Source organism: Paenibacillus sp. Y930, from assembly GCF_056786375.1.
On sequence record NZ_JBXCIX010000004.1, the window covers coordinates 433,030 to 448,847 of the forward strand.

Genomic DNA, 15,818 nt, shown 5'->3' on the forward strand with positions numbered 1-15,818 from the left:
TCCAATAAGTATGTACGAGTTGCGTCGCTGGCCTGCCCTCTTGTCCGGTGGATGGCGGCGAACCGGAAAATCAATTGGGAGGGGATATTCAGTGGATAAAGTAGATATTTTCAAGGACATTGCCGAAAGAACTGGCGGGGATATTTACCTCGGCGTGGTCGGTGCGGTCCGTACGGGGAAATCAACGTTTATCAAAAGATTCATGGAAACGGTGGTTCTTCCCAACATTGCAGTAGAGTCAGAACGAATTCGTGCTGTTGATGAGTTGCCACAAAGTGCCGCAGGTAAAACAATTATGACGACTGAGCCGAAGTTTGTACCCAATCAAGCGGTGCAATTAAGAGTAGCTGAAGGCTTAGAAGTAAATGTAAGACTAGTAGATTGTGTTGGGTATGCAGTTGAAGGTGCGAAGGGTTATGAGGATGAGAATGGACCTCGCATGATCACTACACCTTGGTTTGATGAAGCAATCCCGTTCCAAGAAGCAGCAGAAATCGGTACTCGTAAAGTTATTCAAGAACATTCTACTCTTGGTGTTCTTGTTACAACGGATGGTACGATAGCTGAAATTCCGCGTAGCTCATATGTGGACGCTGAAGAACGAGTAGTTGAAGAGTTGAAAGAAGTAGGCAAACCATTCGTAGTTATTATTAACTCTACTCGCCCACGTAGTGAGGAAACTCAAGCTCTACGCCAAGAGCTGCAAGACAAGTACGATATTCCGGTAATCGCACTTAGCGTTGCGACAATGAACGAAGAAGAAGGACTTGCGATACTACGCGAAGTACTATATGAGTTCCCTGTTCATGAAGTGAATGTCAATCTTCCTAGTTGGGTTATGGTGCTTGCTGAGCAGCATTGGTTACGTAGCAACTTTGAAAATTCTGTACGAGACACAGTTAAGGATATTAAAAGATTGCGTGATGTAGATCGCGTCGTCCAACAATTCCTTGAGTATGACTTTATTAGTCGTGCAGGGTTGAGTGGTATGGATATGGGGCAAGGCGTCGCTGAAATTGATTTGTACGCTCCGGATGAACTATACGACCAAATTCTAATGGAAGTGGTTGGCGTAGAGATTCGTGGTAAAGATCATTTGCTATCTTTAATGCAAGAATTCGCTCATGCTAAAAAAGAGTATGATCGCTTCTCAGAAGCACTCGAAATGGTGAAAACAACCGGCTACGGCATTGCAGCACCATCGCTTGCAGAAATGGCACTTGATGAACCAGAATTGATCCGTCAAGGTTCTCGTTTCGGCGTTCGCTTGAAAGCGACAGCACCTTCTATCCATATGATTCGTGTAGATGTGGAGTCTGAATTTGCTCCAATCATCGGCACTGAAAAACAAAGTGAAGAGCTTGTACGATACTTAATGCAAGATTTTGAAAATGATCCAATTAAAATTTGGGAATCCGATATATTTGGTCGTTCTTTACACAATATTGTGCGTGAAGGTATTCAAGGTAAAATTGCGATGATGCCTGACAATGCACGTTACAAGTTGCAAGAAACGCTTGGTAGAATTATTAACGAAGGATCAGGTGGCTTAATTGCGATCATCCTCTAGTAAGATGTGAAAACGGCAGTCTTAGTCGACAATATCGTCGCTATGACTGCTTTTTTTCTGTTTACCTAGTGTACGCAACGAGAACCAATCGCTGTTTCAATTGGAGACCACTGCGAGAACTAATCACTGTTCCAATCGCCGTTGTCTTCGGAAATATTCAGAACAAAGAAAAAAATTGCTTTAAATTGAGTAGGAGCACTGTTTGTGCGGCAAACAAAGAAAAAAAATTGTTATTTCACACGGTGGAAATGACATAGACTGCATAAATCGGATAGTTATTATGTTAAAATGAAATTAACACCAATCTAAGAAGAAGAAGAAAAATTCTATTTGACACTTGATAAGTAAGGTCCGTCATCATTGCTTGATATCGAACTGTTAATAATACTACTGTGAACATTCTGTTGGTGCGAATGCTAAGCTCACATGTATTTACTAGTAGTTTCGCACCACGTTTTTCGCTATATAAAGATTGGACCTGAGTGTATTGATCTCAATTAGTGATAGATAGTAGGGTATTTTGATAGTTTGTTAAAGAAATAGCGGATATTGAGATCATTTTCTTCGATATTCGCAGTCTCACCTCACGTAGGTGAGTGGATTGAAATTATGAGGTGATCAGATGAAAATAGAACTTTTAGCGTCTCACCTCACGTAGGTGAGTGGATTGAAATAACTTTATTTGTTAACCTTACCGTTTCATATCCCGTCTCACCTCACGTAGGTGAGTGGATTGAAATTTCCAGTGTTCCGACTTGTTTAGCGATGTGAATGGTCTCACCTCACGTAGGTGAGTGGATTGAAATAAGTGACTATTGGATATATCTATAGCAGATTTCGTCTCACCTCACGTAGGTGAGTGGATTGAAATAGTAGTATCATTAGAAAGATTGATACTTGTTTTAGGTCTCACCTCACGTAGGTGAGTGGATTGAAATTCTATATTGACGATTGAACGCAATTAAATCATGGTCTCACCTCACGTAGGTGAGTGGATTGAAATCCCTAAAGGGGGCTATACCTTTTAGTGATCCCATGGTCTCACCTCACGTAGGTGAGTGGATTGAAATCGTAAATGCTGTAAAATCTACAGCCGAAGTAGTGTCTCACCTCACGTAGGTGAGTGGATTGAAATCAGTGATTGATTAGCTTGCCTTTTTCGCCAAATTGTCTCACCTCACGTAGGTGAGTGGATTGAAATGCCTCGTAAAACACTGTCGCTGTTCCGTCATTACGTCTCACCTCACGTAGGTGAGTGGATTGAAATAACTTTATTTGTTAATTTTACCGTTTCATATCCCGTCTCACCTCACGTAGGTGAGTGGATTGAAATGTCCAGCAAAAGTAATGTACTATCTTCCTTTGAGTCTCACCTCACGTAGGTGAGTGGATTGAAATTGGTGTCAACCCATCGAATTCACCTTCAATATCGTCTCACCTCACGTAGGTGAGTGGATTGAAATATCGAATATACAATTAGATAAATTTACAGATGATGTCTCACCTCACGTAGGTGAGTGGATTGAAATTTCATTGTATCCAGCAGCGTGCAACGCACTAGCTAGTCTCACCTCACGTAGGTGAGTGGATTGAAATTTCGATTAACATTTCTAAGCCTGGAAGCTTCCGTGTCTCACCTCACGTAGGTGAGTGGATTGAAATTCTTGAAGGCACTGTTTCCGCAGTGTCTTTTTTTGTCTCACCTCACGTAGGTGAGTGGATTGAAATCATTTTTTCACCACCATTTAATCATATCTTTAAGGTCTCACCTCACGTAGGTGAGTGGATTGAAATAACACTTGCAATAACATCATCTTCATTATGAATTGTCTCACCTCACGTAGGTGAGTGGATTGAAATAAAATACACTTGATCATCTGTAAATTTATCTAATTGTCTCACCTCACGTAGGTGAGTGGATTGAAATCAGCGTCATCGTTTTATATGCAGCGCCCCTCATAGTCTCACCTCACGTAGGTGAGTGGATTGAAATATTAAGTGTGAGTTCGTATACTTTCATCGTTAATGGTCTCACCTCACGTAGGTGAGTGGATTGAAATTTTACATTCTTGTTTGTGCCAATCTGTTGTCCGTGTCTCACCTCACGTAGGTGAGTGGATTGAAATGATTGTGTAGGGTAAATAGACTCTATAAACTCATAGTCTCACCTCACGTAGGTGAGTGGATTGAAATCGATGTTAGTTTCGGTTACAAACAATTTGTCAGGTCTCACCTCACGTAGGTGAGTGGATTGAAATCACCCAAGGGAAATATACAACTCCAATCCCCTTCGGTCTCACCTCACGTAGGTGAGTGGATTGAAATTATTCATCGTGTGGATCATAGTCTTTCCGTTTGATAGTCTCACCTCACGTAGGTGAGTGGATTGAAATCAGTATTGCATTGTATAAGCACTAGTTAGCGGAGCGTCTCACCTCACGTAGGTGAGTGGATTGAAATGTTTAGCGTATAATGATTGATCTCGTACTAATCTGTCTCACCTCACGTAGGTGAGTGGATTGAAATGTTTAGCGTATAATGATTGATCTCGTACTAATCGTCTCACCTCACGTAGGTGAGTGGATTGAAATGAATATTGGAGATAGCAGCATGTATATGCCGTCAGTCTCACCTCACGTAGGTGAGTGGATTGAAATGAATTTAAGGCGAAGTTTATATAAAAACGGAGGTTGTCTCACCTCACGTAGGTGAGTGGATTGAAATCACCGTGGCGGTATCGTCGGACAAGGTAACTTTTGTCTCACCTCACGTAGGTGAGTGGATTGAAATCGTGATCGCTATGTTTAGGTTGGGGGTGCGGCATGTGTCTCACCTCACGTAGGTGAGTGGATTGAAATTTTTTAGTCGTTGTTGCATCGGCGGCGTATTGTGCGTCTCACCTCACGTAGGTGAGTGGATTGAAATATTTTTAGTTAAAGGTACTGATACAAATAAAGCACGTCTCACCTCACGTAGGTGAGTGGATTGAAATCCAACACCACCACCGAATAAGACGAATGAATTTTGTCTCACCTCACGTAGGTGAGTGGATTGAAATATTTCATCAGCTCCTATTAAAATAAAAAAAAGGGGTCTCACCTCACGTAGGTGAGTGGATTGAAATACTATATGGAGATCCAAACGCTATTTTCATTACCGTCTCACCTCACGTAGGTGAGTGGATTGAAATACCATCATCAGCTACGGTTAACCGAATTAGATAAGTCTCACCTCACGTAGGTGAGTGGATTGAAATCGTTTGACAACGCCGCTTAATCCTGCATTATCGGGTCTCACCTCACGTAGGTGAGTGGATTGAAATTTTTACAAAAGAGAAATCCACCTTCTCAACAGCGTCTCACCTCACGTAGGTGAGTGGATTGAAATCAATTGTTGACGAACCAGTTAGCTACGTCTACGACGTCTCACCTCACGTAGGTGAGTGGATTGAAATTACTGGTAAATCCGTTGTCGTAAATGTAAAAATATCGTCTCACCTCACGTAGGTGAGTGGATTGAAATCGACAGATGACGGCATGAAAGTAATACCAGGTATTGTCTCACCTCACGTAGGTGAGTGGATTGAAATTAATGGGCGTTACAGTTAAAAGCACTAATAACAGTCTCACCTCACGTAGGTGAGTGGATTGAAATTAATGACATTTAACTCTGTCGTGTATGCCGCCAACGTCTCACCTCACGTAGGTGAGTGGATTGAAATTCCCTTGTGCTACTGTTGAAAATATTCTTGCTGCCGTGTCTCACCTCACGTAGGTGAGTGGATTGAAATTCCTGCGCCACTTTCCCTTTAACACATCGTACAACGTCTCACCTCACGTAGGTGAGTGGATTGAAATCATATCCCCATTCGCTCGTTTTTATTAGCCTCACCGTCTCACCTCACGTAGGTGAGTGGATTGAAATGTTTAGCCATCTCACTCACCGCCTTTGTAATACGTCTCACCTCACGTAGGTGAGTGGATTGAAATTCTAGTTGCTCTATGAGCCAAGTGATATCCGTTGGGTCTCACCTGACGTAGGTGAGTGGATTGAAATTCATCACGAATAAATCTATAATTTTCTCGTTCTAGTCTCACCTCACGTAGGTGAGTGGATTGAAATCAACTAGCGTTAAACTCTGCATATCTATTAGCAGTCTCACCTCACGTAGGTGAGTGGATTGAAATCGTCATATCTCTTTATAGGATCTACTCCGTTTGAGGTCTCACCTCACGTAGGTGAGTGGATTGAAATTGTATATATGGTTTTACTTCTGAATCATCCTTAAAGTCTCACCTCACGTAGGTGAGTGGATTGAAATCAAAAACTCTACATTATCGGCAAATTCCCCACTTTGTCTCACCTCACGTAGGTGAGTGGATTGAAATAACTTTGTTACCGCTCGCCTCAATGTCTGCCCAGTCTCACCTCACGTAGGTGAGTGGATTGAAATCAAGAATTCTACGATTACATCTTTTGCAAAAATGTCTCACCTCACGTAGGTGAGTGGATTGAAATTCCCAACGTAAATAACCTTGAATATAAGCCAGTGTCTCACCTCACGTAGGTGAGTGGATTGAAATCGTTGTCTCCAGACGGCGTATAAGTATAATCCTGTCTCACCTCACGTAGGTGAGTGGATTGAAATCGAGGACGCAACACATTGACGGTGAAGCAGCTAAAGTCTCACCTCACGTAGGTGAGTGGATTGAAATTCTCGTTACCTTAATTAACGTCGCCAAACGGTAAGTCTCACCTCACGTAGGTGAGTGGATTGAAATTTTATCATCCACGACTAGATGAAAACTTGCTACACGTCTCACCTCACGTAGGTGAGTGGATTGAAATCATAAACCCTTTTCGATACACACTGAACATTTCCGTCTCACCTCACGTAGGTGAGTGGATTGAAATGGCCGATGAAAATAAGATTGAACAAATGATTGCAGAGTCTCACCTCACGTAGGTGAGTGGATTGAAATAAGCGTGTAACCTTCTCTGAATCTAGCATTAATCGTCTCACCTCACGTAGGTGAGTGGATTGAAATGTTACGTCCAGGGAAAGAATCATCTAGAAGCTTAGTCTCACCTCACGTAGGTGAGTGGATTGAAATTGTTTCTTGGAATACAGGCGTATATGTTGGTCTAAGTCTCACCTCACGTAGGTGAGTGGATTGAAATTCTCTTGCAATGTAATCCTCATACTTAGTTCTGAAGTCTCACCTCACGTAGGTGAGTGGATTGAAATCATCTTCAATCGTAATGATGTAATCTGTACTAGCGTCTCACCTCACGTAGGTGAGTGGATTGAAATGGTATACCGGTAATCAATCAGATAGACAAGAGTAGTCTCACCTCACGTAGGTGAGTGGATTGAAAAAAAAGTACCTCCGAATGGTTTCAAATCAATGTATGATAATTCAGTCGCGTCTTTCGTCGATGAATGGATTGATATTCATTAAAAACATGATACAATACTAAAGTTACTTGTCGCACTTCGAACGGGGTGTGTGGATTGAAAATATATATTATTTTATATGAAGGAAAACAGGCCTTTTTTACTTTTAAGTAAAAAAGGTCTTTTTCTATTGATAACACTGCAAGTGTAATTGAATACCTCTCTCAACAGACGATAGCTAATAGCATCTTTAGCAAATATAATTAATATGATTATTTTTTTGAAATTTAGGGTTCAGCATATGCTTCATTAAAATTAGATTATAAAATTACGGAAAATTGTCGAATTCAAGGGGGATAAGGTGAGCTGATGTCGAAAGAGTAATTAATAAGATGAATTAACACATAATGGATATGAGTATTGGTAGTTTACGTAATATTGACTTTATTAAATAAATAGTCTATATTATGGTTATTATTAATTTCTATATATAATAATATATAGAAATAAAAAAAAGTCGACTATAGATTGTTTATCAACATTCCCTAAGATACCATTAAGTTTATCCAACTTTTATTAATATATCTGATACTAGTGCAATGAACTTCGAGCATTGCTGGACTAAGAGTAGACAATCTGGATTAGCTATACTTGATTGGATAGAAAAATAAGGGTTAATAGAATGAATAAAACATGTGGAGGAGCGATCTAATATGTCAAGACAACGCCTTAATTATATCGATGATTTCAAAAAAAAGAAATGGTTCGGCTAAGCAAGAATGAAATCATTGCTTTGCAGGAAAAGGATCAGTGCCACCGAGCTGAAAGTGATATTTTACAGCAAGCTGTACTTATTATTGGTCGAAGATAACGATCATCAAGCGTAATTGAGACAAATATTCGGTATGAGCAATGAGTGACCTCTTATCATCTAAAAACGAACAAACTATTATAAAGCGTCAGAAAGTGATCCTTTTAATTGAAAGATTATTGGTTCATAAGCGATGTAGCAATAGAATGTAGGAATTTCATCAATTCTAGAAGATTCACTTCACAAAAAAAGTCTTATTTACTGTTAATAATTTTATCAGTTATAAATAAGGAGAGTTGTCATGATTGCTCATATGAGAAAATCGGATTATAAAGAACAGACGGTACAGGAACATTTGGAGGCGGTATCATTTATTTCGGGGAAACATGGGAATAAGATAAATGTTCAGAGAATGGCTGAGTTGGCTGGTTTCTTGCATGATATGGGAAAAAATACGGAAGCCTTCAGTACATATATTGAAAATGCGGTGAAAGAGACAGGGGTGCCACTAGAAAAAATTGATCATTCATCTGCAGGAGCGAAATATTTATATGAAAGATATTATGTCGGTTCACCAAAACAATTAAATGAAATGATATCGAATATAGTTATTGAAATAGTAGGGATGGTTATCCTTTCACATCACTCGGGATTGCAAAATTTTGTGCAGACGGATGGAAGTCAATCGGACTATTTTAGAAGAGTGTGTAGGGAAGATCTCCCTTATTATGAGGAAGTATGTACTACCTTTTTGGGCATCACAGGTAATGAAGAGAGAGTTGAGGAACTTTATCAAGAATCGTTGAAGGAAATGAAAACATTTTTATTGAAGCTACTACAATTAAAGGAGCAATGGCAGAGCACAACCCCGATCTCTGATTTTGTTTACTATAGCATTTTGATGAAATATATTTTTAGCTGCCTTATTGATGCGGATCGCACAGATTCTCGCCGATTTGATGAAGAAGATCAATCGGATTTATTTTCGTCTCATCAGCAGTTTTTCAAAAAGAGTTATGAGAATCTGATAGAAAAAGTACAAGAATGGGCAACAGATTCAAAGGTATCACATCCAATCAACGAACTGCGCGCTTCAATGTCAGAACAATGTGATCGATTGGCAGAAGAGCCTTCATCTATTTACCAACTTTCAATACCTACCGGAGGAGGTAAAACATTTGCGAGTCTACGATATGCATTAAAGCACGTACAATTAGAGGGGATAGAAAAGGATAGAATCATCTATGTCGTTCCATACACAACCATACTGGAACAAAATGCGGATGCTGTACGGGAAATTATTAAGAATAGGGACATGGTTTTGGAGCATCATGCGAATGTCATTGATGATGCGACAGGCGATGATCAGTTGGATTATTACCAAAAGTCTACGCAGAAAAAAATGCAGCTAGCTCGTGATAATTGGGATCACCCGATTATTTTTACGACGATGGTACAATTTCTGGATACATTCTATGGGAAGGGGACTCGTAAGGCACGTAGATTGCATAATCTAGCCAATGCCGTTGTTATTTTTGATGAAGTACAATCTGTCCCTGTTAAGCATATTTCTTTATTTAATAGTGCAGTTAACTTTTTGCATTACTTTGGAAAAAGCAGCATTGTATTATGCACAGCTACACAGCCTTCACTTACAACTACAGCCTACCCACTGCTAATGCATTCAAAATCTGAAATGGTCAAGGATTTATTGAATGTCGTGAAAGCGTTTCAACGAGTAAGCATTAAAAGCGAAATAACATCGGAAGGATGGACCGCGACCGATATAAGTAGTTTTGCTTTAAAGGAATTAGCAGATAAGCAATCAGTTCTTATTATTTTGAATACTAAAAAAGCAGTTCTAAACGCTTATCATGAAATGAAGGAATCGACAGGACATAGCGTATACCATCTAAGTACATCGATGTGTCCGCAGCATCGAAAAGATATATTACAAGAGGTCAAGAAGAAACTTAAATCTAGTGATGAGAAAGTAATCTGTATAAGTACACAACTCATTGAGGCCGGGGTAGATATTAGCTTCGAATGTGTAATTCGTTCACTAGCTGGACTAGATTCTATTGCTCAGGCAGCAGGTCGCTGCAATCGTAATGCTGAGTATGCACAAGGGACTGTATATATCATTCGTGCACAGGATGAGAGTTTATCGCGATTACCAGAGATCGCATTGGGTCAGAGAGTAACCGAAGAAGATGTGCTAACTCGAAAGGAATTAGCAGATGATTTGCTTAGCCCGGCAGCGATTCAGACGTATTTTGATTACTATTTAGCGAAGGCAGCAAGAACGATTCGAATGTCGGATAGCAAGCTCGACATCCCGCTTATTCAATTAATTGACGACTGTGCAAAGTACGTTCAGGCACCATCGAAAGAGAAGCCTCAAACTTCAGTGCGATCAATGTATAAGACGCTAGAGTCTCGCTTTGAAGTGATCGAAGCCCCGACAACAGGTATCTTAGTGCCATATAAAGGAGAAGGTCGAAATTTAATTGCAGATCTCAATGAGGAGGTGCGCGATTATGATAAATTGAATCGTTTGTTGAAAACAGCGCAGCTATATAGTGTCAACGTATATAGTCATACGTTACGTCAGCTAGTTCATGAGGATTTGATCTATCCACTGCATAATGAGGGGATATACGCACTTAGAGATAATGGCTATCATAAGGAATTTGGTCTGTCTCTTTCTGGTGAAGGGGAATGGAATTTACCTATTTTTTGAAGGAGGTGAGAAATGATGAGAAATAGTATTGAATTTATTGTACATGGAAAATATGCTCTGTTTACTAGCCCTGAAACGAAAATTGGAGGGGAAAAGTTTACGTATCAAATTCCAACCTATCAAGCGCTAAAAGGAATTGTCGAATCGATCTATTGGAAGCCGACTATCATTTGGTATATCGATCGAGTGAGAGTTATTAATCCAATACAAACAGAAGTGAAGGGATTACGTCCTACTAAATATGATAGCGAAAAAAATGAACTAGCCTATTACACCTATTTGCGAAATCCATCCTATCAAGTTCGTGCATATTTTGAATTTAATGAACATCGTGAAGATCTTGAGCATGATCGCAATGAGCATAAGCATCATAACATAGCTGTGCGGGCTGTTCAACGTGGAGGACGTCGAGATATTTTTCTTGGGAGTAGAGAGTGCCAGGGTTATGTTGAAGCCTGTGATTTCGATAGCGGTGAAGGCTATTATGATCAGTATGGTGACATTAATTTTGGACCAATGTTTCATGGATTTAACTACCCGGATGAGACTGGGAAAAATGAGTTAGAGGCACGGATTTGTAATCCTACAATGAAAAATGGTGTTATTGAGTTCGATAGACCTGAAGTCTGCTTGGCTGTTCGTCCTATTAAAGAGAAGGAACTCAAATCATTTATACTAGGTAAGAATCTGAAGTCTATAGAGGAAGAATATTCCGAAATTTTTCAAGAGGGAGGTGAATAAATGAGTTGGATGAAACGTTTGCACGATGTTTATGAAAACAATACCGATGAAGTAGGAGTATTTAAAACGCGGGGTGAGGGTCAGCGTTTCACTTTATTGCCAATCTCTCATGTAACTCAAAGTGCTCAAATTGAAGTGACATTAGATCGTGAGGGGAATTTCTTTAAGGCAAAGGTTGTACAAAAAGAAGAAGCACGAACGATTGTACCGGCAACGCTAGATTCTGCTAATCGCGCTGGAGCAAAGGTAGCGGGTCACTTCATACATGATAAGTTGTTTTATGTCGCAGCAGATTATATGAAGTATGGTGGGGAACAAAAACGTGCAGATAATTACACACAATATATTAATCAAATGAAAGATTGGGTGGCAAGTGAGTTCTCACATCCCAAGGTTGAACTGATTTACAACTATGTGAAGCATGGTCATATTATCCGCGATCTGATTGCAGCAAAGGTTCTGTTTATAGATGAGACTGACAAGTTAATCGAAAAGTGGACAAGTCGGGACGATACAAAATACGGAATTGATAAACCTGATATTTATAAAACTGTAACCGGGGATAGTAGCGAGTCGCTAGTACGCTTTAATATATTAAGCGAATATGCAGCCGATCCTCCAGTGTGGGAGGATACAGAGTTATTTCATACCTTTCAAAAATATCTTGCTCATAGGATGGAAGAAACAGCTGCCAAAGGAATCTGTTACATAAGTGGTAAGTTTACAATATTGGCAGAACAGCATGGATCAAGACTACGAAATGCAGGAGACATGTCCAAGTTAATTTCTTCTAATGATGACAAAGGTTTTACGTATCGTGGTCGTTTCGAGCTTCCGATTCAAGCTGTCCAGATCGGATACGATGTATCACAGAAAGCACATAGTGCGTTAAGATGGCTCATTCAACGGCAAGGGTTTCGTGCGGATACACGGAATTTTATTACATTCGGAATCAGGGAATCAGAGCTGGTACAACCATTTCACGGATCGTTGGATTTATTGAAGAGCCTGAATGAGTCGGAAGAAGTGACAAACCTAGAGGAATTGAATGAACTGGAGCTTGGACTAAAGTCTGTACTGTCATCTAATAATGTGATTGCAGGAGATGATACCAAGCTTATCGTCGCTGAGCAAGTTCAACTAGCATTTAAAGGAATGAAGCATAATCTGAATTTGGAAGATGTAGATCATGCTATTGTTATGGCTGTTGATGCCGCAACTACCGGTAGATTAGCAATCGTGTATTATCAAGAGTTAGATAGTAAGCTATTTATCGAAAGTTTATCTCATTGGCATAATACGTGTAAGTGGTATCAGACTTATTATGATAAGGATTCGGGCAAGGTAGTAAATTATCTCGGAACACCATCGACATACCATATTGTTGAGTCAGTCTATGGTGACAGAGCAGATCCTAAAATTAAAAAGGAATTGTATACGCGACTGCTGCCTTGCATCGTTGACCGTGCGGTAATACCTAAAGATATCGTAAGAACGATCTTTAATCGAGTTAGAAATCCAATGAGCTTCGAAGATGATTTATTAAGTGCGACAGGTGATTGGCAAAGGACATTGAACATCGCTTGTGCATTGATTCGCAAACAATATGAAACGGAGGAGATCGATATGGCATTAGATGAAGTAAATCCAACACGTGATTATTTATTTGGCAGATTGCTTGGCGTGGCAGAAGTGCTTGAGCGTAATGAGTTACATCGCCGTGGAGAGAGACGTGCAACGAATGCATTACGGTATTTCAATGCATTTTCCCAACGTCCAGCACGTACATGGATGACGATCCGTAAACAAATCCATCCCTATCAAGTAAATCAAGGGGAAGACATGTCTTATTATAATAAGTTAATTCGAGATATTGAGGATCGTATTGAAGCTAAAGATATGAATAACGATGCCTTAGGACCGTTATTTTTACTTGGTTATAGTAGTCAAGTGAAGGAGCTTTACACAAAAAAAGAAAAGAAAGAGGAGATAATCGATGAATCCAATTCAAAATAAAATCGACTTCGCTATTGTATTTACTGTAGACAAAGCTAATCCAAACGGTGATCCACTAAATGGAAACCGTCCTCGTCAAGATTATAATGGACACGGAGAGGTATCTGATGTCGCAATTAAGCGAAAGCTTCGTAATCGGCTGCAAGATGCAGGGGAAGCTATTTTAGTACAATCCGACGAACGGCGTTCTGACGGCTATCGTAGCATTTTGGCTCGTGTAGAGAGTAACGAAGTCATTGCTCCATACTTTGCTAAGAATAATAAAACTGCGAATAAAGAAGAATTAATTGAAATAAATGCAAGTAAAGCATGGTATGATGTTCGAGCATTTGGACAAGTATTTGCATTTAAAGGAACGGATGTTTCCGTTGGAGTGAGAGGTCCTGTCTCTATTCATGCGGCTACGAGTGTTAGTCCAGTGGAAATTACAAGTATGCAAATTACGAAAAGTGTTAATTCTACGACGAATGATAAGGATCCTAGTAAAAAGACTTCCGATACGATGGGGATGAAGCATCGCGTTGATTTTGGGGTATACGTATTTTGTGGAAGTATCAATCCGCAATTAGCTGAGCGAACAGGATTCTCGGAAGAGGATGGCGAGAAGCTGAAGCAAGCATTGATAACATTATTTGCAAATGATTCGTCTTCAGCTAGACCGGATGGAAGTATGGAAGTGAATAAAGTATTCTGGTGGGAGCATAACTCGAAATTAGGTCAGTATTCCTCTGCTAAGGTCCATCGTTCAGTTAAGGTAGAATTGAAAGAAGAAGATAAAATTCCGAGCTCGATCAATGACTATGAAATCACGGTAGATGAGCTTGAGGGTCTACTCGTGGAAAGATACAATGGACTATGATGCATCTGAACTTCTCCTATTATCAGGCATTCAGCATTTCGAGTTTTGTGAAAGACAATGGGCGCTGATCCATATTGAACAGGAATGGCAAGAAAATGTGCTCACTATCGAGGGTAGTCATCTGCATGAAAAAGCAGATGATCCCTTCATTAGAGAAAAGAGAAAAGATGTCATTTATGTACGTGGATTACCTGTACACTCATCAAAAATGGGACTTACAGGAATTTGTGACGTGGTAGAGTTTCATAAAGATCCTCTCGGTGTACCGCTCCAGAATGAAGCAGGGACATATGTACCGATACCAGTTGAATATAAAAGAGGCAAGCCTAAAAAAGATCTATCCGATATATCTCAACTTGTAGCGCAAGCCATTTGTTTAGAGGATATGTTATATTGTACGGTTACGCTAGGGTACCTCTTTTATCATGAAACAAGGCGTCGTGTGGAAATTGAAATAACAGAAGAATTGAAAAATAATATTAGACAAACTGCTCAACGCATGCATGATTACTATGTAAGGCGGCATACACCTCGTGTGAAAACAGGGAAGCATTGCGAGAGCTGTTCGTTACGTCATATTTGCTTGCCAGAATTGTTAACGAAGGAATCTGTCACACGATATATGAAAAGGATGTTAGCAGAATGAGAAAACTGTTAAATACGATATATATCACCACACCTGATGCATACCTTGCTTTGAAAGGCGAGAACATCGCCATTATTAAAGATGATGAAACGATTGGTCGAGTACCGTTGCACAATGTAGAAACCATTTGTACGTTTGGACATCAAGGTGCGAGTCCTGCGCTAATGGCTGCTTGTGTAGAAAGGAATATCGCAGTTGTATTTCTAACAAGTAATGGTCGATTCAGGGCAAGAGTAATAGGACCGTCTAATGGAAATGTTATATTAAGGAAGACGCAATATAGAATTTCTGATAACGAGATGAAAAGTGCACATATTGCCAGACATTTTCTAATTGGAAAGTTGTACAATGCTAAATGGACTTTAGAGCGAATGACAAGAGATCATGCACTTCGCATAGATGTGGATCGATTTAAGAGGGTATCAGCACATTTAACAGAATCAATGCAACAACTGATGACTATTGATGATCTAGAAGTGCTGCGAGGTATAGAAGGAAATGCGGCTAGCGCATACTTTGCGTTGTTTGACGATATGATTTTACAGCAGAAGCGGGATTTTTACTTCAAAGGGAGAAATAGAAGACCACCACTGGATAACGTTAATGCACTTTTATCATTTACTTATTCATTGCTATCTACCGAGGTAGGAGCGGCTTTAGAAGGTGTTGGCTTAGACGCTTATGTTGGGTTCCTACATCGAGATCGTCCAGGAAGGATGTCGCTTGCGCTTGACATGATGGAAGAATTGAGAAGTGTCTATGCTGACAGATTCGTTCTTTCTTTAATTAATTTGAAACAAGTACAGGCTTCTGATTTCCACAAAAAAGAAAGCGGAGCCGTACTTATGACTGATGATGCACGTAGAAAGATACTAGAGTTGTGGAAAGAGAGAAAAGAAGAGAAGATTACACATCCATTCTTAAAAGAAAAAATATCTTGGGGACTTGTCCCGCATGCACAAGCTCTGCTGTTGGCACGATTTATAAGAGGTGATATTGATGCATACCCACCATTTTTGTGGAAGTAAGTGTCT

General features: G+C 39.9%; 7 protein-coding genes and 1 CRISPR repeat array. All 7 genes read left to right on the plus strand.

The annotated features are described in order from the left end of the window. Positions 1-91: 91 nt before the first annotated feature. The 7 genes from spoIVA (at position 92) to cas1c (ending at position 15,812) form a co-directional block, all read left to right on the plus strand. Complete coding sequence (spoIVA, locus tag AC1TO5_RS14445) at positions 92-1,570, plus strand: stage IV sporulation protein A (RefSeq protein ID WP_482063526.1); 1,479 nt, start codon at positions 92-94, stop codon at positions 1,568-1,570. Positions 1,571-2,146: 576 nt separating this feature from the next. After that, a CRISPR array of direct repeats spans positions 2,147-6,950; the repeat unit is 32 nt; unit sequence GTCTCACCTCACGTAGGTGAGTGGATTGAAAT. Between the two features lie 1,130 nt (positions 6,951-8,080). Further along, positions 8,081-10,522, plus strand: coding sequence for a CRISPR-associated helicase Cas3' (gene cas3 / locus AC1TO5_RS14450; RefSeq protein ID WP_482063527.1), 2,442 nt, complete (start codon positions 8,081-8,083; stop codon positions 10,520-10,522). Positions 10,523-10,537: 15 nt separating this feature from the next. Further along, positions 10,538-11,263: a type I-C CRISPR-associated protein Cas5c gene (cas5c, locus tag AC1TO5_RS14455; RefSeq protein ID WP_482063649.1), complete on the plus strand. Its 726-nt coding sequence runs from the start codon at positions 10,538-10,540 to the stop codon at positions 11,261-11,263. Further along, a complete protein-coding gene (cas8c, locus tag AC1TO5_RS14460) occupies positions 11,264-13,279 on the plus strand; it encodes a type I-C CRISPR-associated protein Cas8c/Csd1 (RefSeq protein WP_482063528.1) in 2,016 nt (671 codons plus the stop codon). It begins immediately after the preceding gene. Continuing rightward, entirely contained in the window at positions 13,260-14,138 is an 879-nt protein-coding gene (gene cas7c / locus AC1TO5_RS14465) for a type I-C CRISPR-associated protein Cas7/Csd2 (protein WP_482063529.1), read from the plus strand. The genes cas8c and cas7c overlap by 20 nt, the downstream gene beginning before the upstream one ends. Further along, on the plus strand, positions 14,128-14,784 hold the full coding sequence (gene cas4 / locus AC1TO5_RS14470; RefSeq protein WP_482063530.1) for a CRISPR-associated protein Cas4: 657 nt from the start codon (positions 14,128-14,130) through the stop codon (positions 14,782-14,784). Before cas7c ends, cas4 begins: the two co-directional genes overlap by 11 nt. Next, a complete protein-coding gene (gene cas1c, locus AC1TO5_RS14475) occupies positions 14,781-15,812 on the plus strand; it encodes a type I-C CRISPR-associated endonuclease Cas1c (RefSeq protein ID WP_482063531.1) in 1,032 nt (343 codons plus the stop codon). The genes cas4 and cas1c overlap by 4 nt, the downstream gene beginning before the upstream one ends. Positions 15,813-15,818 lie beyond the last annotated feature (6 nt).